The sequence below is a fragment of the Nitritalea sp. genome (genome assembly GCF_054166705.1).
The window spans coordinates 1-19,247 of sequence record NZ_JBSZCV010000017.1 but is presented as its reverse complement, the minus strand read 5'-3'; the positions used below and the strand labels follow the sequence as shown (position 1 = coordinate 19,247).

Sequence of the window (19,247 nt, the reverse complement as noted above, 5' to 3'; positions counted from 1 at the left end):
ATTTAGGTCATCAAAACAGACTTAAAGCTGTTCAGATTTTTAAGGGCTGTTCCAGTACCTCTAACCACTGCGCGCAGCGGATCTTCGGCGATGTGGATGGGTAGTTTTGTTTTTTGGTGGAGTCTTTTGTCGAGACCTTTGAGCAGGGCTCCTCCTCCGGTAAGGTGAATGCCGTTATCATAAATGTCTGCGGAAAGTTCTGGTGGGGCGATTTCCAGAGCGCGCAGGACGGCATCCTCGATTTTGGAGACAGACTTATCGAGTGCAAAGGCCACTTCAGAGTAGGAGACTTTGATGACTTTAGGAATACCGGTCATGAGGTCGCGCCCGCGGATTTCATAATCCTCGGGTGCATCGTCTAGCTCTGTAAGTGCGGATCCGATGGCGATTTTCACTTTTTCGGCCGAGCGCTCTCCGATGAGCAGGTTATGCTGACGACGCATGTAGTCGAGAATATCCTTCGTGAAGGAATCTCCGGCCACGCGGATGGACTGATCTGCCACGATACCTGATAGCGCGATGAGTGCGATTTCCGTGGTACCGCCTCCGATATCCACGATCATGGAGCCGAGCGGCTTTTCGATATCGATCCCGATCCCGATGGCAGCTGCTATGGGCTCATAAATCATGTAGACTTCTTTAGCGCCAGCATGTTCGGCGCTATCGCGTACGGCACGCTTTTCTACCTCCGTGATGCCAGAAGGAATGCAGATGACCATGCGATGGGATTTCGGAAAAAAGCTGGAGCCATGTCCAGGGATCATCTTGATAAGGCCTCGGATCATTTGTTCGGCGGCATAGAAATCGGCGATCACCCCGTCTTTTAGCGGGCGGATGGTTTCTATGTTTTTATGCGTTTTTTCATGCATGTTCATCGCATCCTTTCCGATAGCAAGCACTTTATTGTTGCTACGATCTATCGCGATAATGGACGGTTCATCCACGACTATTTTTTCTTTATGAATAATTAATGTATTCGCAGTTCCTAAGTCGATCGCGATATCGCTAGAAAAAAAATCAAATAATCCCATATGTAGCGTGAAGTGTATGTAAGCGTGTATAAATGATTTTGAGCTGTTTTTCCCAAATTTCGGACAGTTATTCCGGCGTAAAAGAAAAGGGTGAGAACGTTCAGGTGCCTTAAGGTTGAGGCAAGCGGATTACAAAATTATTACTTTGATCTGATTATATGTGTTTTCCTCTACATTTTTTTTGTGCTGTTAACGGTTGGCCGGCAGACCTTTTAGGTACAGGCTTCGGCTTATTCATCGGCTGTCTTAAAGTGGTCTGGGCAGCGCCTGTTTCTGCTGGGAGCAAAGAAGATGCCTGAAAGGCCTTTTATTTCACTTGGTTTCCGCTTTTTTTATATTGATATTTTTTATTTACCTTTGTAGCGGTTAGTTAAATCAGAAAACAGTAGAGGGGACAGAAGTCCCCTCTTTCATTATATCGATTCGAATGATGGATAAAGTGCAAGTGGTATCCGATCTGGTGCAGCGGCATCTACCGGATGAGCGCTACTACTTAGTAGATGTGCGCATAAAGCCAGTTTCTGGGAGAATGCGAGTAGAGGTCTTGATCGATGCCGATCATGGATTAGAAATAGATGTTTGTGCGGCAGTAAGTCGTGCAGTGGGTGCTGAATTAGAGGAGCAGGCTGTTTTTGAGGATGCTTATGTGCTCGAATGCAGCTCTCCAGGTGTGGACTTTCCACTACAAACCCCGCGTCAGTATACAAAAAATATTGGTAGACAGCTGCAGGTAAATATCACGACAGGCTTGGCGCTGGAAGGTAAACTGACCGAAGTCCAAGAGGGCGGAATACAGCTGCTTGTAAAAGAAAAAGTAAAAGGTAAAAAGGCGGAAGAAAAGTCTATCGTTTTACCTTTCGAAGAAATAAAAAAATCAATTGTGTTAGTCTCTTTCAAATAATTACATGAACGCAAAAGAACTTATCGACTCCTTTGCCGAATTTGCTGGCAAGAAAAATGTGGACAGACCTACGATGATCCGTATTTTAGAGGATGTTTTTAGAGCCATGATCCGTAGGAAATATGAGACAGACGAGAATTTTGATGTAACGATAAATGCAGATAAGGGGGACTTAGAAATCCTTCGTATTCGAGAGATTGTAGACGATGATTCAGAGGATATCTGGGATTTCGATAAAATATCGCTTACGGAAGCGCGTGCCATCGAACCTGATTTCGAAATCGGGGAGGAAGTGTACGAAAAGATAGAGCTGGAATCATTCGGCAGAAGATCGGTACAGATGGCGCGGCAGACGCTCATTCAGAAGGTGCGTGATTTAGAAAAGGATAACTTATATGCGCATTACGAGGAGTTAGTAGGCGAGATCATAACAGCCGAGCTTTATCAGATTTTAGGTAGAGAACTTATTTTGGTAGATGCTGAGAACAACGAGCTGTCTTTGCCTAAGGGCGAGCAGATACCGAAGGATCGCTTCCGCAAAGGAGACATGATTCGAGCGATCGTGCATAAGGTGGAAATGATTAATGGAAATCCGAAGATTATCCTTTCTCGTACGAGTCCGATTTTCCTAGAGCGCTTATTTGAAAATGAGGTTCCAGAAATTTATGACGGCCTCATTACGATTAAAAAAGTCGTCCGAGAGCCAGGTGAACGAGCTAAAGTGGCGGTAGAATCCTATGATGACCGCATCGATCCAGTAGGAGCCTGTGTAGGAATGAAGGGAAGTCGTATCCATGCGGTAGTACGTGAATTGCAGAATGAGAATATCGATGTGATCAACTTCACAGAGAATTTAGAACTCTATGTAGCCCGCGCCTTGAGCCCTGCTAAGGTAACTTCCATTACTTTAGACAAGGAAAACATGCGTATTTCAGTATTTCTTAAACCAGATCAAGTATCTTTGGCTATCGGAAAAGGAGGATATAACATCCGCTTGGCTAGCCGCTTGGTAGGAATGGAGATCGATGTATTTCGCGATACCCCTGAGTATGAGGATGACGAAGACGTCGATTTATTGGAGTTTTCCGATGAAATCGATGCTTGGATTATAGAAGAATTAAAGAAAACAGGGCTAGATACTGCTAAGTCAGTACTGAGTCTAAGCGTAGAAGATCTGGTTAGAAGGACTGAACTAGAAGAAGAAACTATCGTCGAGATCTTCAGAATTTTAAAACAAGAGTTTGAACAGTAGCAAAAGGCTTATAACGATAATAACAATTTTAACGATTATACCGCTTATATTTGCTAAAGAATTAGAAAGAGGTTTTAGCGTATGTCAGAAGAAAAAATGATGAGATTAGGTCAGGCCGCCCGAAAATTAAATGTGGGCTTAGCCACCATAGTGGAGACACTAGGGAAAAAGGGCTATGAGGTGGAGCTGAACCCTAACTCAAAAATTAGTGGTGAGCAGTATAGTCTGCTTGCAAAAGAATTCAAGTCCTCTGCGAAAGAGAAGGAAGAAGCTTCCCATCTTTCTATAGGCAAAAGGCATCATGAAAACTTCACGATCGAAGCTGCTTCTGATGCGAAAGAAGTGAAAAAAACAGAGCATAAGAAACCTGAGCCGAAACCGCAGGCAGCAGCGAAGCCAGCTGAAAAGCCCGAAGTGAAGGCGGAAGATAAAGTGAAGGCGGAAGCGCCAAAACTTCAGGGGATAAAGGTGTTAGGTAAAATTGATCTAGGTAGTAAGGGAACCCCTGCGCCGAAACCAGCTGCCGAAAAAGCACCAGAACCGAAAGAAGCACCACAGCCAGCGAAAGCGGCTGAGAGTAAAGCTCCTCAGGCTGTGAAGCCGCAGGCAGAAAAACCTCCTGTTACACCTCCTGCTGCTCCCACTCAGCCGGAAGTGAATCCTTCTACACGCGCTGAATCTAAACCACCCAAAGAAACTACGGTGTCGGCAGCTACGCCTGACTCCAAATCAACAGCAATCCATAAAGAGTCTGCTCCGGCAGCCGATAGTAAAAAGGTGATAAAAGCACAAGACAACACTTCTCCAAAGGCGCAGGAGAAAGGCAAGGAGCCCACCGCTCCGGCTCCCAAGAAAGAAGCCGCCGCGCAGGTGCCTGCTCCGAAAGAAGACGCCAAAGCATCCGATACGCAAGAAGGACAAGTGATATCAGCGAAGGCAGAATCACTAAAAGGACTTACGGTCCTCGGTAAAATCGAACTTCCCGTGGAGCGTCCGAAGAAAAAAGGCGGCGGAAATAAACCGGTGGCCAGCTCGGACGAAAGAGGCAATAAGAAAAAGCGTCCGCGTAAGCGCATTGATAAACCAGGTGCACCCGGTACCCCTGGAGCTACCGGAAATCAAACGGGACCTCGTCCGCAGGGGCAAGGGGGTAACCGTCCGAATCAGGGCGGGCCAGGAAATAATCGACCTGCTGGTAATCGAAACCCACGAGGAGGTAATCAGCCACGTGGCGGTGACAAACGCACCGTTAAAGCCGAGCCTACACAAAAGGAAATCCAAGATCAAATCAAACAAACACTGGCACGTCTCCAAGGAGGCGGAAAATCCGGTGGCGGTAAAGGTAAAAACCGCAGAGATAAGCGCCAAGATAGCCGTCGGGATTCCGATTCGGGCATGGAAGAAACAAAATTACTCCGTGTGACCGAGTTTATCTCAGCGAATGATCTGGCCTCACTCTTGGATGTTTCTGTTAACGAAATTATCTCTACATGCATGAGCTTGGGCATGTTCGTGTCCATTAATCAGCGTTTAGACGCAGAAGCCATCACCGTTATCGCCGATGAATTCGGGTATGAAGTTTCTTTCACCAAGGCAGATGAAGAGGAAGAAATTATCGAAGATGTAGATGCTGAAGAAGATTTAATTCCGCGCGCTCCTATCGTCACGATCATGGGACACGTGGATCACGGAAAGACTTCCTTGCTGGATTACATCCGTCGATCTAAAGTAACGGCCGATGAGGCTGGTGGTATTACTCAGCATATCGGTGCATATGATGTAAAAACCGCGCAAGGAAATAAAATTGCTTTCCTAGATACTCCTGGACACGAAGCCTTTACGGCCATGCGTGCACGTGGCGCTAAAATCACCGATGTGGCGATTATCGTGATCGCTGCTGATGATGATATTATGCCGCAAACGAAAGAGGCCATCAATCACGCACAGGTGGCTGGAGTACCGATGATCTTTGCGATTAATAAGGTAGATAAGCCTAATGCGAATCCACACAAGATAAAAGAAGCACTTGCGAACATGAACTTACTCGTCGAAGAGTGGGGCGGTAAATACCAGTCTCAGGATATCTCGGCGAAAACAGGTGCTGGTGTGGAAGAATTACTGGAGAAAGTACTTCTTGAAGCTGAAATATTAGAACTGACCGCTAATCCAGATAAAAATGCTGTGGGAACAGTCGTAGAAGCTTCCTTAGATAAAGGACGTGGATATGTAGCTACGGTAATGGTACAGGCAGGAACACTGCGCGTCCAAGACGTCATTTTAGCGGGACAGCATTACGGACGCGTGAAAGCGATGTTCGATCATACGGGGAAAAAGCTAAAAGAAGCTGGCCCGTCCACTCCCGTTCAGGTGCTAGGTCTAAGCGGAGCTCCACAGGCAGGTGACACCTTTAAAGTCTACGATAATGAGCGTGAAGCGCGTGAAATCGCGAATTCTCGTGAGCAGATTCTGCGTGAGCAAAGCATGCGTACCAAGAAGCATATTACGCTCGATGAAATCGGCCGCCGTCTCGCTATCGGTAGCTTTAAAGAGTTAAACATCATCATCAAAGGAGATGTGGATGGCTCTGTAGAGGCGCTTTCTGATTCTTTATTGAAATTAAGTAAGGATGAGGTAAGTGTCAACATCATTCATAAAGGTGTGGGCCAAATCTCAGAATCTGATGTGCTCCTCGCCTCCGCTTCTGATGCGATTATCCTCGGCTTCCAAGTACGACCTTCTACGAATGCAAAGCGTCTTGCAGAGCAGGAAGAAATCGAAATCCGTCACTATTCCATTATCTATGATGCCATCAATCAAATAAAAGATGCCATCGAGGGCATGTTGGAACCGGAGTTTGAAGAAGTCATCACGGGTAATATCCAAGTACGCGAGGTATTTAAAATTTCCAAAATCGGCACCGTGGCAGGTTGTTATGTGACCGATGGTTTCATCACACGTAAAAACAAAATCCGCGTGATTCGTGACGGTATCGTTATTCACGATGGTGATATCGATCAGCTGAAACGCTTTAAAGACGATGTGGCTGAGGTGAAAGCAGGCTACGAATGCGGTATCTCGATTAAGAATTATAATAATATTCAAATCGACGATACGATCGAAGGATATACCATGCAGGAGATCAAGCGTAAGAAGTAAAGTAGTATGCGCTTCCGCGCAAATCATAGAAGTAAAAAGGCTGTCGGATTTGTCGACAGCCTTTTCTTTCGTTAATGGAACTATAGATGATGAATTTACTCAAGGGCCTTGCACTCTTTATTGTCTTTTGGGGCTGTTTAAATATGCTAGTAGGATTTATTCGGCCTGTTTTGGTCCTATGGTTTATGGATCGCTTTAACCGCCTAAAGGTCCTGCGTGTTTATGGTGGCATGGCACTCTTTGGCGCCGCCCTTTTTGGGGTTTTGTACCTCTTTTTTTAGTCTCCTGCAGGGGGTAAAAGCATTCAGGAAAGCATCAGATCGATAACTTCTCCTCCTTTTCTAAGGCGATTTCCCTTTTTAAGCGCTGCCGCGCAAGGAGAATGAGGGCAAGAGCCATAACAAATAAGACAGCAGCAATAGCCGACAGGATATAAACTTCTTTTTTAAAATTATTTATCGCAAATAGGGCGAGCGAGCTGAGTGTGACTCCGAACATAAAAAACATGGGGAGGGTAACAAAGTGCGCCTTTACTTTTTGACGTATCAGCCAGACAGCTACTGCCAAGAGGGCCAATGCGGCGAGCAATTGGTTCGCAGAACCAAATATAGGCCATAAGGTGCTGAATTCTCCCGAAGTAAGTAGGAGCATGGAGACTACTACTACAAATCCAGTGGCGATAAAGCGGTTTTGGCCTGTGGCACGTAAACGTTTTTCAGGTACATTATCGAAATATTCCTGAACGGTAAAGCGTGCGAGCCGGGTACAGGTGTCAAGGGTGGTCATCGCAAAGGCGGATACGGTGAGGGCGACGAAGGCTGTAGCAAAACTTTCTTCGAGACCGAGGCTACTAATCATTTGGCCCAGGCCAGAAGCAAATAGGGGGACCGGCCCTTCCGCGCTAAGCCGCTCGATGTATTCACCTCGACTTAAAATCAAGACGGAGCCTACGGCAATAATTGCGAGAAACGATTCAATAAGCATTCCGCCGAAACCCACAATCTTGGCATCACTAGGCTTATCGAGTTGCTTGGAGGTAGTCCCAGAAGCTACCAAGCTATGAAAGCCACTAATGGCACCACAGGCTACGGTGACAAATAAGACAGGGAATATGTAGCCGAGACTATCGCTACTTATATGAACTTCATTGTCCATGGTAATGGTAGGGTTCGCCACCAGAATACCTGCCACAGCGGCTAACATTAGCCCATAGAGTAAAAAGCTATTCAAGTAATCCCTGGGCTGTAACAGAAAGGAAACCGGTGCCACTGAAGCAAAAAAAGCATAGGCCATGAGCAGGTAGATCCAAAAGTCATAGGACAGTGCTAACGGTAGCTGCATACCAAGATATACAAAGTAATACATGATGCTCACACCTATGATCGTGAGCAAGGCGAAGCCCATTTTTGTATCCCCGAAAAAGCGGTTGAACTGTCCAAATACCATCGCTAGCACGATGAAAAGGGCGGATGCAGAGGCTACACCAGGATTATTCACGAAGGTTTTAGCGATGATGTCAGCGAAAACGGCGATGACCAAAATGAGTGTGGAAAAGGAAAAAAGGATAAACAGTCTTTTGCCCTGAAGACCGATATTTTTTTCTATAATGACGCCTATGGACTTGCCCTGATGCTTGAGTGAGGCGGCGATGCTCCCCAAGTCGTGGACGGCTCCGAAAAAAATACCTCCCAGCAGAATCCAGAGGACGGCAGGAATCCAGCCAAAAGTTACTGCGATAATAGGCCCGACGATGGGTCCTGCTCCAGCGATCGATGCAAAATGATGTCCGAGTACAACACCAGGTTTACTTGGGACATAATCCACCCCATCTTTAAAGGTGTGCGCGGGTGCAGGCTCCCGATCGTGTAAGTTGAACTTAGCGAACACGTATTTTCCGTAAAAGCGGTACGCGAAAAATAAAAGCACTGCGGAAGCGAGTAACAGATAAATAAGTTGCATGGTATACAGGGTTTAATGTTGTGTTTTAACGCTGAATCAGGCGCATTCGGTTTAGGGATAGGGTTTAAATGCGCTAATTTGCTGTCGACGGATCGACATAACTTATCGGGTGGAGATGCGTGTAAAGCATAGTAAGATAGCCTTTTCATTTTATTTAATGGAGAAAGCGGCTAAATTTGCATTTCCTGAATATGTTTTCTTCACCAAAAAAGTTAATATGGCTTGGTTTAAACGTACAGACAAAGGTATCAAGACCTCCACAGAGGAGAAAAAGGACACCCCGGATGGGCTTTGGTTTAAGACACCGAAGGGGAATATCATTCATACGCGTGAATTAAAAAATAATGCGTATGTATGTCCAGATGATGATTACCATGTCAAAATTGGCTCTAAAGAATACTTCGCGATTCTATTCGACCATAATAAATTTGAAGAGTTAGACGCGGATATGCGCTCAGCAGACCCGCTTAATTTTGTGGATACGAAGCCATATACTGCTCGGATAGAGAGTTCGATTAAAAAGGCAGAACTTAACGATGCAGTGCGTGCCGCTGTAGGCAAGTGTGATGGGCATGACTTAGTCGTGGCCTGTATGGACTTTAACTTTATCGGTGGATCTATGGGATCTGTCGTAGGGGAGAAGATCGCACGTGCTATCGATTATGCTTTAGCTCATCAAATTCCTTTTATGATGATTTCTAAGTCCGGTGGAGCACGTATGATGGAGGCTGGCTTTAGCTTGATGCAGATGGCCAAGACTTCCGCCAAGCTGGCCCGTCTCGATGAGGCAGGTATCCCGTATATTTCATTACTTACCGATCCGACTACAGGTGGAGTTACGGCCTCCTATGCCATGTTAGGTGATTTTAATATCGCAGAACCAGGGGCATTAATTGGTTTCGCAGGTCCCCGTGTGATCCGGGAAACGATAGGTAAAGACTTGCCAAAAGGCTTTCAAAGTTCCGAATTCGTACTAGAACACGGATTTTTGGATTTCATAATCGATAGAAGACAGTTGAAAAGCAGAATTAGTACACTCCTTCAATTACTAAAGAACTAAACGCTTCTTTGGCGTGTTCTTCGGAAGAAAGAAAGAAGAATTCTTCAGTAAAAAGCCTGCTTTTTCTTCTTTTATATAATATATTTGTAGGGAATAGCATACCGCGTACCGTAAATAAATGTAAATCATAGTTAAATGGGTTCTGTAATTATTACATCGATTGTAGCATTTACTTTCATTATCTTGCTACTCGTGTTTATCTTATTGTTCGCCCAGTCGAAACTTGTGAACTCTGGAGATGTGAAGATTATCATTAATGGGGATGAAAAAAACCCTATTGTGGCTTCCGCCGGAACGACCTTGTTAAACACCCTGTCGAATAAAAAGATATTCCTTCCTTCCGCCTGTGGAGGCGGTGGAACTTGTGCCATGTGTAAATGTGTGATCGAAGATGGAGGTGGTGAAGTACTGCCTACGGAAGAAGGTCACCTGTCACGTGCTGAAAAACAAGAGAAAGTGCGCCTTTCTTGCCAAGTAAAAGTAAAGCAAGACATGCGTATTCGTATTCCGGAAGAGATTTTCGGTATCAAGAAGTGGGAATGCGAAGTAGTTTCCAACTATAACGTTTCTACGTTCATTAAAGAATTCAAAGTTAAACTACCTGAAGGCGAGACCCTAGATTTCGAGCCAGGAGGATATATTCAGGTGGACGTTCCGCCAGTGACGGTAAACTTTAAAGATATCGACATTACGCCTCATCCTGAGTTAGGTCATAAGCCAGATGTGTATAAATCGGAATGGGACAAGTTCGGCATGTGGGACCTTGTCATGAAAAATGACGAGGAAATTTTCCGCGCTTACTCCATGGCGAACCACCCAGCAGAAGGTAACATCGTCATGCTGACCATTCGTATCGCTACGCCACCGTGGGATAGAGCGAATAATAAATGGATGGATGTAAATCCAGGGATCTGTTCCTCTTATGTTTTCGCACAGAAAAGCGGTGACAAAGTGACGATCTCAGGACCATATGGTGAATTCCATATCAATCCTACCCAAAGAGAAATGATTTATATCGGAGGGGGTGCAGGTATGGCGCCACTTCGTTCGCACATCTTCCATCTTTTCCATACAGAAAAGTCGGATCGAAAAGTTTCCTACTGGTATGGGGGACGTTCGAAAAAAGAGCTCTTCTATGTACCTCATTTCCGAGATATCGAGAAAGATTTCCCGAACTTCTCCTTCCATATCGGTCTTTCTGAGCCATTCCCAGAGGATAACTGGAAATTAAAAACTTCATTAGAGGATAAAGAAGGTGATGGTTATGTAGGATTTATCCATCAGGTGTTATATGATAATTATCTAAAGGATCATCCTGATCCAGATGAAATCGAGTTTTATCTCTGTGGACCCCCATTGATGAACTCAGCAGTCCTTAAAATGCTTGAAGACTTAGGCATTCCTGACGAGAATATCCGTTTTGATGATTTCGGTGGCTAAAAGACACCAGCTACCCTGTAAGGAAACCCCGCTTGTCGGGGTTTTCTGCTTTTCAAGCCAAAAAAAAATCCGTATTTTTGGAAAAGTCTTAATCCCCTAGCCCTTGGAAAATTTTTTCTATCCTATCTCGGAAGAACTCGCACAAGTAAATTATCATCCTCGGTCATTTTATGCCCATATTTATGCGCATACAGGCTTTTTTCCTGATCTGTCGCATATTGATATCGTGCTCATTGGGTTAACAGAGGCACGTGGTGTCCACGACAGGCAAAGTATGGAGCGTGGTAGCTATGAGATTCGTGAAAAGCTCTACCGCTTAATGAAGCATGATGCTCGTATCAAAGTAGCCGATTTAGGCGATCTTATCCCTGGAGAAACCTTAGAAGAGACCTATGCACGCATAGCAGAAGTAGGACAGCGTTGTCTGGAAAGGCAATTGTTACCCATTTTTTTTGGCGGAAGCCATGACCTAGACATCGGGCAGTACAGGGCTTATGAGGGGATGAATAAGATGGTTTCTCTCTTAACTGTGGATGCTAAAGTGGACATGGAGGAACTCTCAGGAGCCCCCTGCGCAGCACATACGCAACAGATTATTCTGCATGAGCCTAATTTCTTGTTCTCTTCTGCGCATATTGCTTATCAGCGCTATTTAAATGACCCGGATCTGCTGCTGGCGATAGAGAAACTGAACTTTGATCTTTTACGACTAGGAGAGTTGCGTGCTGATATTAGTGAGGTGGAGCCGCTGATGCGGCAAACGGACCTGGTCTCCTTTGACCTTTGTGCCATTCAGGCTGCCGATGCGCCTGGAGTAAACGATGCACAGGCTTTTGGTCTTTCGGCTACGGAGGCCTGTCAGCTGGCTCGATTTGCGGGCAATAGTGAAAAGCTTTCTTCCTTTGGCTTGTATGGCTATCAGCCCTATTATGACGATGCGCATAACCGCACTGCTCAAGTAGCTGCTGTTATGCTCTGGTATTTTATCGATGGTTTTTATGAGCGTGAGCGCAACTTATCATTCGATTCTGTAGATTACATGAAGTACACGGTTTCCTTGGATACAAAAGAGGGTGTGCTTACCTTTTATAAAAGTAAGCGGACGAACAAGTGGTGGATGGAAATTCCTCCCGCCCAGCTCGATGGGTTTTTCCCCTTGCGGCACAAACGGGCAAGTATTATCCCCTGTACACGGGAAGACTATGCGCTGGCTTTATCAGGTGAAATTCCAGATCGCTGGATTCAAGCACAGCTTAAAAATGGGTAAAGAATACACAAAAAGTCAGCTGGCCCTACGAAATGGTCAAGATAAACCAGAGGTTTGGGTCGCCTATGCAGGTAAAATATACGATGTTACCAGCTCTAGGCTTTGGAAAAACGGTAAACATTATGAACACTGGGCCGGTCAAGATCTGACAGAGGAGCTGGCACAAGCGCCCCATACAGAGCAGGTTTTTTTAAAATTTCAAGTTATAGGAACGCTTAAAAAATGATCGTACTAGCAGATAGCGGTGCCAGTAAAACAGACTGGAGAGTCATCGATAAAGGGAAAATTTCACAGTTTCGAAGCCCAGGTTTTAATCCGAACTATCAAAAAGATGCAGAGATTCGGGAGGCCCTCGCACAGGGGTTTCTTCAAGACTTAGGCAAACATACACAAAAGGTTTTTTTCTACGGTGCGGGTTGTACACTTCCCGAAAATAAATTGCGCGTGGCGCACTGTCTGCGAGAGGTCTTTCCAAGTGCTGTCATCGACGTCCAGCATGATATGATGGCCGCAGCAAGGGCCACACTAGGTCGAAAAGCTGGCATTTCCTGTATATTAGGTACCGGAAGTAACAGTTGTGACTATGATGGCGTACAAATTATCGCAAAACGTCCTGCTCCAGGCTTTATTTTAGGCGACGAAGGTAGCGGTTCTGCCATCGGCAAGCAGTTTATCCTCGACTTTATCCATGATGAAATGCCAGCCCGCGTGCGTGAAAAGCTCCTAAAAAAGCAGGCCCTAGATTATGCCACGATTATTCAAAATGTCTATCAAGCGCCTTTCCCAGGTAAATACCTTGCGAGCTTCTGTGAATTTATAACGGAAAATAAGTCAGATCCCTATTGTTTTTTATTAATAGAACAGGCTTTTGTAAAATTCTTCGAAAAGCACATTGTCAAATACGAGAATTATACGGAGAAAACTGTTAGCTTTGTAGGGTCTATTGCTTTTTACAATAGTGATATCCTGCGTCGTGTGGCTGCGCGGTACCATATGCCGGTGGCGACGATTCTGGAAACCCCTATCGCTGGTCTCACCCTATATCATTCTGCCGATGAAAACGACTGAAAGCCCCTCTTTATACGATAACCTCGAACTTATGGAGGTCGGAGATCTACTCCGCCACATGAATGAAGAAGACCGCAAAGTGCCCGAAGCGGTGGCCAAGGTAATTCCGAATGCCGAACAATTTATTCTAGCTCTTATCCCTCGGATGCAGGCAGGAGGTCGGCTCTTCTACATCGGTGCTGGAACGAGTGGTCGGCTCGGGATATTGGATGCCTCCGAATGTCCACCCACCTATGGAGTGCCTGATGATCGGGTAATCGGGCTGATCGCTGGGGGTGATCAAGCCATCCGAAAGGCCGTCGAAAATGCCGAAGACGATGAAGAACAGGGCTGGCTCGATATCCAGCAGCATGGCTTCCATCCTCAGGACAGTATCATCGGCATTGCCGCCTCAGGAACTACCCCTTACGTGATCGGAGCCATCCGCACCGCCCGCGAAAAAGGACTTCTCACCGCCTGCATCACATGTAATGCCGACACTCCACTCGCGGCTGTCTCTGAGCACCCGATCGCAGCGATCGTAGGTCCTGAGTTTGTCACAGGAAGTACCCGTATGAAGGCGGGCACAGCCCAAAAGCTTTTGCTAAACATGATCTCCACAAGTGTCATGATCAAACTAGGAAGAGTGAAAGGGAATAAAATGGTGGATATGCAGCTTTCCAATGAAAAGCTGGTGCTTCGGGGTACGCGTATGATTATGGAGTCCACGGGCCTTGCTGAAGCAGAGGCAAAACAACTGCTCCTAGCCAAAGGCTCTGTCAGGGCTGCAGTAGAAGACTTCTACAAGTCTCAGTCCTAACGTGCTGATGCACTTTAATTTATTTCTTCACATTAACAGATTATTTGTTGTATATTTGCAGCCCCGTAGCGCTATGCTCGGGGTTTATTCTTTTACAGCAGGGATGTTGCAACGATTATGAAAAACAACAATAAGAACAACAAAAGTAATTCGTTCAAAGGTGCTTCTGGCGAGCGTAGAACGTCGTCTAAGCCCACCAAGTCGAATACGTCAAGTGCTCAGCGCTATGCCGCTAAAGGAAAAGGGGGACTGTATTCAGGGAAGCCCGCCCAGGAAGGGGACTTTGCAGCGAAGGTGAAGCGCATGTTGGCCACAGGCCAAATCGAAGAGACCGATGTCGCAAAAGCTGTTCAGCAGTATAAAAAATCTGAAGTGCGGGACCAAGAGCGTTTTGGCAAAGGTCCACAAGGGTTTAAATCCAAAGGCGAGCGCGCGGGAAAGGCAGGCCAAAAGGGAGTGGTCCAAGGTGCCGAAAAGGAAACTAGTCCTCGTGCTTATGTTGGTAGAGACAAACAGGAGCGTCCGGTTTTTGGCGAAGCCAAAGAAGGAAAAGGAAAGAGAAAGCCGTTTAAAGAATTTAAAGGGAAAGCCAGAGCCACAGAAGAGCAGGAGCGTCCTACTTACGATTTCTCCAGAATCGAAGAGAAACGCAACAAGACGCCTAAAGCTTTGCTGCGTCTAAATAAATTTATTGCCAATGCGGGTATTTGCTCGCGAAGGGAGGCGGATACGCTGATCGCTGAAGGAGAAGTGAAAGTAAATGGTGAGGTGGTGACCGCCTTAGGGGCTCAGGTAGCTGCTACGGATGTGGTAACTTTTAAAGGGAAGCGTATCTATCCGGAGAAGCCCGTCTATGTGCTTCTAAACAAGCCAAAAGACTTTATCACGACCACAGAAGATCCACTGGAGCGTAAAACAGTCATGAACCTGGTAAAAAATGCGGGAAAAGAGCGCATGTTTCCTGTAGGTCGTTTAGATCGGAACACCACGGGCCTGCTGCTCTTTACGAATGATGGTGAGCTGGCAGCGAAACTGTCCCATCCAAGTAATAAAATTAAAAAAATCTATCAGGTGACCTTAGATAAGCCACTAACGCGAAATGATGAGGAGACGATTTTAGCGGGTTTTGAACTGGAAGATGGTGCCGTGCAAGTCGATGATATGCAGGTGCTTTCTAAAGATCGCCGCATTCTAGGCTTGGAAATTCATATCGGCAGAAACCGTATCGTACGTCGTATCTTTGCCCATTTTGGGTATGAGGTAACAGCGCTGGATCGGGTCATGTATGCCGGACTAACGAAAAAAGATATCAAAAGAGGAGATTATCGTTTCTTGAGTGAGAAAGAGGTGGTCAACTTAAAGTACTTTGTGTAATACGCTACTAGAGCGAGAATCCTTCGGTTTAGTAGTTGATCCTTGACAAACAGCAGGGGCCGTGCTTTTCTTTCAGAAAGTACGGCCTTTTTTTATGCCTATTCGGTAAAAAATAAAGATATTTAAAGAGGAATAAGAGAAGGTGCGGTAAAATCCAAACAACTTAGACCGATTTTAAATTAATAAGATAAATAGTATGCATGCCTACTATTTTGTATTTTGCATCTTGTTAAATGTGTGTAAGCCATCCACTATGAATCAGAGCACCAAAGAAATAACTGCCTGCCAGGAGGACAAGAAAAAAAGGAAAGTGTATACCCGTTGTCCATTCGCGTGGCGTAGCATCATGCGTGCGGAGGCTAAGATGCCGTTCATGTACGAAGCCCAAAAGGTATCCCGGGTGTATAAAAGAAAAAGCCCTCTGAGAGGGCTTTATGTGGTGATGAGTGGACTCGAACCACCGACTCACGGATTTTCAGTCCGATGCTCTACCAACTGAGCTACATCACCGTTTGACCGTTATTGTGATGCAAAGGTAGGCATAAGATCGATACTTGCAAATACTCTGAACAAAATAATTATCAAAAAAAACATCAATAAACAATAAATCAAACAGTATGAGTGTGTTACCTCAAATTGCTTTTTTGGTCATTTTTGCCATCGCAGGGGTGGTTTTATACAAGAGGGTCTCCTTCTTACGTAGGAACATCTTTTTAGGCAAGCGCGAGCAGCGGAATGACCAACCGGAAGAACGCTGGAAGACGATGCTGCTGGTGGCCTTAGGTCAAAAGAAGATGTTTAAGCGCTTTATTCCAGCCTTTCTTCACTTACTCATTTATGTCGCATTCATCATCATCAACTTAGAGGTGCTGGAATTTATTATCGACGGTCTTTCAGGAGCACACAGGGTCTTTGCGCCGGTACTGGGTGGGCTTTACACTGTGGCCATGAACATGTTCGAATTTCTAGCGATCGCTGTACTGGTTTCTTGTGTAGCATTTCTGGTTCGAAGAAATGTGATGCACATCAAGCGCTTTCGAATGGGGGAGCTTAAAGGCTGGCCAGCTCTGGATGCCAATTTAATTTTGATCATCGAAATCATCTTGATGTTTGCGATTCTTACCATGAATGCTACCGATCAGATTCTGGCAGAGCGGGGTGTGGAGAAATATGTGCTTCTAGATGGATTGTTCTTTAGTGGCTTGATTCAACCGCTTTTCCAAGGCATGTCGGATAGTGCGCTTCTCTTCACGGAGCGTTTCGCTTGGTGGTTCCACATTGTGGGAATCCTGGGTTTTGCCATTTATGTAACCTATTCCAAGCACTTACACATTTTCTTGGCATTTCCGAACACTTGGTATTCTAACTTGAAGCCGAAGGGAGAGATTGGAAATATGCCAGAGGTGACGAATGAAGTCAATATGATGCTCGGCATTCAGCCGGAGGGAGGTGCTAGCGAGTCTGCCCCTGCGGAGATAGGGCGCTTTGGCGCCAAAGATGTCAATGACCTTTCCTGGGTAAACGTGATGAATGCGTATAGTTGTACCGAGTGTGGGCGCTGTACAGCAGAATGCCCGGCGAATTTGACAGGGAAAAAACTTTCGCCACGCAAGATTATGATGGATGTACGTGATCGTGCGGAAGAAGTAGGGAAAAGTTTGGACGCCGGCGGTAAAGGTCTAGAAGATGGTAAATCACTGCTGGGTGATTATATCACGAAAGAAGAGATCAATGCTTGCACCACCTGTAACGCCTGTACAGAAGCTTGTCCTGTCAACATAGACCCCTTATCGATTATACTGCAGCTGCGTCGTTATGTGGCTATGGAGGAGTCGGGCACCCCAGCGCAGTGGAATGCGGTTTTCCAAAATATGGAGACCTCTTTTTCACCATGGAAATTCGCTCCTACAGATCGCTTTAACTGGGCCGATAAGGTGAAGGAAGAACAAATGGAAAAATAATTTAGATTTAAGCCGGAAAATAATGACAACGTATAAAGTACCTACTATGGCCGAGATGGCCGCTAATGGACATGAACCTGAAGTGCTTTTTTGGGTGGGCTGTGCGGGATCCTTTGATGATCGCTACAAAGCTGTAACGCAGGCCTTCGTAAAGATTTTGAATAAGGTAGGGGTAAATTTTGCTGTACTCGGAAACGAGGAGACCTGCACCGGAGATCCTGCCCGCCGTGCCGGAAATGAGTTTCTCTTTCAGATGCAGGCGGTAGCTAATATTCAGGTGCTTAACGGGTACAATATTAAAAAGGTGGTGACGGCTTGTCCCCACTGCTTTAACACGATTAAAAATGAATATCCCGAGCTCGGCGGAAACTATGAGGTCATCCATCACTCGCAGTTTTTGCAGCAGTTAATTCAGGAGGGCCGTGTCGTGCTAAAGGGCGGTGGTAGTTTTAAAGGCAAAAAAATTACCTTTCATGACAGTTGCTACCTCGGGCGTGCGAATGATGTGTACGAAGCACCTCGCGAGGTAATAAAGGCACTGGATGTAGAGCTAGTAGAAATGAAGCGCTGCCGCACGAAAGGGCTTTGCTGTGGTGCGGGTGGTGCCCAAATGTTTAAGGAGCCGGAGCCTGGTAAAAAGGACATTAATATCGAGCGAACAGAAGAGGCACTTCAGACAGGCGCTTCAGCGGTGGCCGTGGGATGCCCATTTTGTTTGACGATGATGACGGATGGCATTAAAAATAAGGAAAAAGAAGATTCTGTTCAGGTGTACGATTTAGCGGAAATGGTAGCTAGAGACATGGGAATCTAATCCTAGACATCTTCCTTCTAAAGGTAAACAGGTCACGTAGTGACCTGTTTTTTTTGCTCGAAGTATTGTTTCGTTTGTTTTATTTTTTAATTTTAAAGCATAATCATTTGGTCAATAAATAGGATTAAAAATTCTATATATTATCTAAACAATAATATTATGTGAAAATATCTTTGTTTTCGCTGGTGCTCGTTCCAGTATAAAGCCTATCTCGCGTTCAGGCTGCTTCATTTTCATTAGCTAGTCTCGCAGATGTGAAATTACTGGAAAGGAGTCCGGAATCTTTTGCGGTTACCTAATAGGTAGCTCAGGTGAATGCTAGTTTAGGTGGATTAACAGCAGCACAGCAATCCTTGAATAAAAAAAGGTAAGTAAACCTACCTAATCAAAACCTCTATTACCCCCATTCAGGGTGGTAGTTTAAAATTCATTTCTACAAAAAGAGTAAATAGGATGAAAACACTACTCACTACCGTGCTTTGCTTCTTGATTTCCTTCGTGCAGGCACAGAAAACGTTACAGGTTACGTATACGACGGGAGCTCCTCATTTAAATCTACAAAATGAGGTATATCTCTTCATCTCCGACAATATCTCCGAGTATTTATGTCCGATAGAAGCGCGAACTTGGGTGACACCTCAAGGATTTCAAGCTGAGTTATCCCATAACTACTACTCTATTTTTTTCAAAGCTGACGATTCTCGACATATCATCAGAACATTAGAGGATGGTACGCGCATTCACACCCCTCAAAACCCCGAACCCTTACCTTGGCAGCTAACCAAAGAAACAAAAGAAATTTTAGGGTATTCTTGTCAAAAGGCTATTTTACCTAATGAGTTTGGATTTACAGACCAGGATAGTGGAGACATCATTGCTTGGTTCACACCAGAAATTGAGGCGCCGCTTGGTCCTAATCGATATACAGGTTTACCTGGTTTAATTTTAGAAATATCTTATACTTTAGATTCAGGATATAGAACACTCGTCACCGAAATCAAGCAGGTAGAGCGGGAGGTCAGGATGCCGGATGACATGGGCTTTGCCGTATCGGAGGATGATATTTGGAGAAGCTGGAGCAGAAGAGAAATTAGGCAATTGAAGAAGGCGGGGAAAGGGGATTAGTTGGCTTGGAAAACAAAAATGAAATCATTATCACGACTCT

Annotated in this window: 16 protein-coding genes and 1 tRNA gene; 14 read left to right on the top strand and 3 right to left on the bottom strand. The window is 45.3% G+C overall.

Features of this window, described 5'->3' with window-relative positions; translation table 11 throughout:
* Nucleotides 1-2: 2 nt before the first annotated feature.
* Nucleotides 3-1,031 carry a rod shape-determining protein gene (locus ACXIT9_RS12700; RefSeq protein ID WP_458056615.1) on the bottom strand — a complete coding sequence of 343 codons (1,029 nt, stop codon included), beginning with the start codon at nucleotides 1,029-1,031 and terminating at the stop codon, nucleotides 3-5.
* A gap of 427 nt (nucleotides 1,032-1,458) precedes the next feature.
* On the opposite strand from ACXIT9_RS12700, the gene ACXIT9_RS12695 reads away from it, so the two are divergent.
* The 4 genes from ACXIT9_RS12695 to ACXIT9_RS12680 all read left to right on the top strand — a co-directional run bounded on the left by ACXIT9_RS12695 (nucleotide 1,459) and on the right by ACXIT9_RS12680 (nucleotide 6,621).
* Nucleotides 1,459-1,932, top strand: coding sequence for a ribosome maturation factor RimP (locus ACXIT9_RS12695; RefSeq protein ID WP_458056614.1), 474 nt, complete (start codon nucleotides 1,459-1,461; stop codon nucleotides 1,930-1,932).
* A 4-nt stretch (nucleotides 1,933-1,936) separates the two neighbouring features.
* Complete coding sequence (gene nusA, locus ACXIT9_RS12690) at nucleotides 1,937-3,184, top strand: transcription termination factor NusA (protein WP_458056613.1); 1,248 nt, start codon at nucleotides 1,937-1,939, stop codon at nucleotides 3,182-3,184.
* 81 nt (nucleotides 3,185-3,265) lie between these two features.
* Nucleotides 3,266-6,340, top strand: coding sequence for a translation initiation factor IF-2 (gene infB / locus ACXIT9_RS12685; RefSeq protein ID WP_458056612.1), 3,075 nt, complete (start codon nucleotides 3,266-3,268; stop codon nucleotides 6,338-6,340).
* 86 nt (nucleotides 6,341-6,426) lie between these two features.
* Nucleotides 6,427-6,621: a hypothetical protein gene (locus tag ACXIT9_RS12680; protein ID WP_458056611.1), complete on the top strand. Its 195-nt coding sequence runs from the start codon at nucleotides 6,427-6,429 to the stop codon at nucleotides 6,619-6,621.
* A 34-nt stretch (nucleotides 6,622-6,655) separates the two neighbouring features.
* Here the strand turns inward: ACXIT9_RS12680 and ACXIT9_RS12675 are convergent, their stop codons facing one another.
* Entirely contained in the window at nucleotides 6,656-8,299 is a 1,644-nt protein-coding gene (locus ACXIT9_RS12675; protein ID WP_458056610.1) for a carbon starvation CstA family protein, read from the bottom strand.
* Nucleotides 8,300-8,516: 217 nt separating this feature from the next.
* Here ACXIT9_RS12675 and accD point away from each other — a divergent pair, with 217 nt between their 5' ends.
* The 7 genes from accD (at nucleotide 8,517) to ACXIT9_RS12640 (ending at nucleotide 15,307) form a co-directional block, all read left to right on the top strand.
* Nucleotides 8,517-9,359: an acetyl-CoA carboxylase, carboxyltransferase subunit beta gene (accD, locus tag ACXIT9_RS12670; protein WP_458056609.1), complete on the top strand. Its 843-nt coding sequence runs from the start codon at nucleotides 8,517-8,519 to the stop codon at nucleotides 9,357-9,359.
* A 135-nt stretch (nucleotides 9,360-9,494) separates the two neighbouring features.
* Entirely contained in the window at nucleotides 9,495-10,799 is a 1,305-nt protein-coding gene (gene nqrF, locus ACXIT9_RS12665; RefSeq protein WP_458056608.1) for an NADH:ubiquinone reductase (Na(+)-transporting) subunit F, read from the top strand.
* Nucleotides 10,800-10,902: 103 nt separating this feature from the next.
* Complete coding sequence (locus tag ACXIT9_RS12660) at nucleotides 10,903-12,066, top strand: formimidoylglutamase (RefSeq protein WP_458056607.1); 1,164 nt, start codon at nucleotides 10,903-10,905, stop codon at nucleotides 12,064-12,066.
* On the top strand, nucleotides 12,059-12,292 hold the full coding sequence (locus ACXIT9_RS12655) for a cytochrome b5 domain-containing protein (RefSeq protein ID WP_458056606.1): 234 nt from the start codon (nucleotides 12,059-12,061) through the stop codon (nucleotides 12,290-12,292). The genes ACXIT9_RS12660 and ACXIT9_RS12655 overlap by 8 nt, the downstream gene beginning before the upstream one ends.
* Complete coding sequence (locus tag ACXIT9_RS12650; protein WP_458056605.1) at nucleotides 12,289-13,134, top strand: N-acetylglucosamine kinase; 846 nt, start codon at nucleotides 12,289-12,291, stop codon at nucleotides 13,132-13,134. Before ACXIT9_RS12655 ends, ACXIT9_RS12650 begins: the two co-directional genes overlap by 4 nt.
* Nucleotides 13,121-13,933 (top strand): N-acetylmuramic acid 6-phosphate etherase, encoded by an 813-nt coding sequence (gene murQ / locus ACXIT9_RS12645; RefSeq protein ID WP_458056604.1) that lies wholly within the window; start codon nucleotides 13,121-13,123, stop codon nucleotides 13,931-13,933. Before ACXIT9_RS12650 ends, murQ begins: the two co-directional genes overlap by 14 nt.
* A gap of 117 nt (nucleotides 13,934-14,050) precedes the next feature.
* A complete protein-coding gene (locus ACXIT9_RS12640) occupies nucleotides 14,051-15,307 on the top strand; it encodes a pseudouridine synthase (RefSeq protein ID WP_458056603.1) in 1,257 nt (418 codons plus the stop codon).
* A gap of 437 nt (nucleotides 15,308-15,744) precedes the next feature.
* On the opposite strand, the gene ACXIT9_RS12635 is transcribed toward ACXIT9_RS12640, so the two are convergent.
* Nucleotides 15,745-15,817 (bottom strand) — tRNA-Phe (locus ACXIT9_RS12635).
* Nucleotides 15,818-15,924: 107 nt separating this feature from the next.
* On the opposite strand from ACXIT9_RS12635, the gene ACXIT9_RS12630 reads away from it, so the two are divergent.
* The 3 genes from ACXIT9_RS12630 to ACXIT9_RS12620 all read left to right on the top strand — a co-directional run bounded on the left by ACXIT9_RS12630 (nucleotide 15,925) and on the right by ACXIT9_RS12620 (nucleotide 19,207).
* Nucleotides 15,925-17,268 (top strand): 4Fe-4S dicluster domain-containing protein, encoded by a 1,344-nt coding sequence (locus ACXIT9_RS12630; RefSeq protein WP_458056602.1) that lies wholly within the window; start codon nucleotides 15,925-15,927, stop codon nucleotides 17,266-17,268.
* A gap of 22 nt (nucleotides 17,269-17,290) precedes the next feature.
* Complete coding sequence (locus ACXIT9_RS12625; protein ID WP_458056601.1) at nucleotides 17,291-18,082, top strand: (Fe-S)-binding protein; 792 nt, start codon at nucleotides 17,291-17,293, stop codon at nucleotides 18,080-18,082.
* Between the two features lie 453 nt (nucleotides 18,083-18,535).
* Nucleotides 18,536-19,207, top strand: coding sequence for a GLPGLI family protein (locus tag ACXIT9_RS12620; RefSeq protein ID WP_458056600.1), 672 nt, complete (start codon nucleotides 18,536-18,538; stop codon nucleotides 19,205-19,207).
* Nucleotides 19,208-19,247 lie beyond the last annotated feature (40 nt).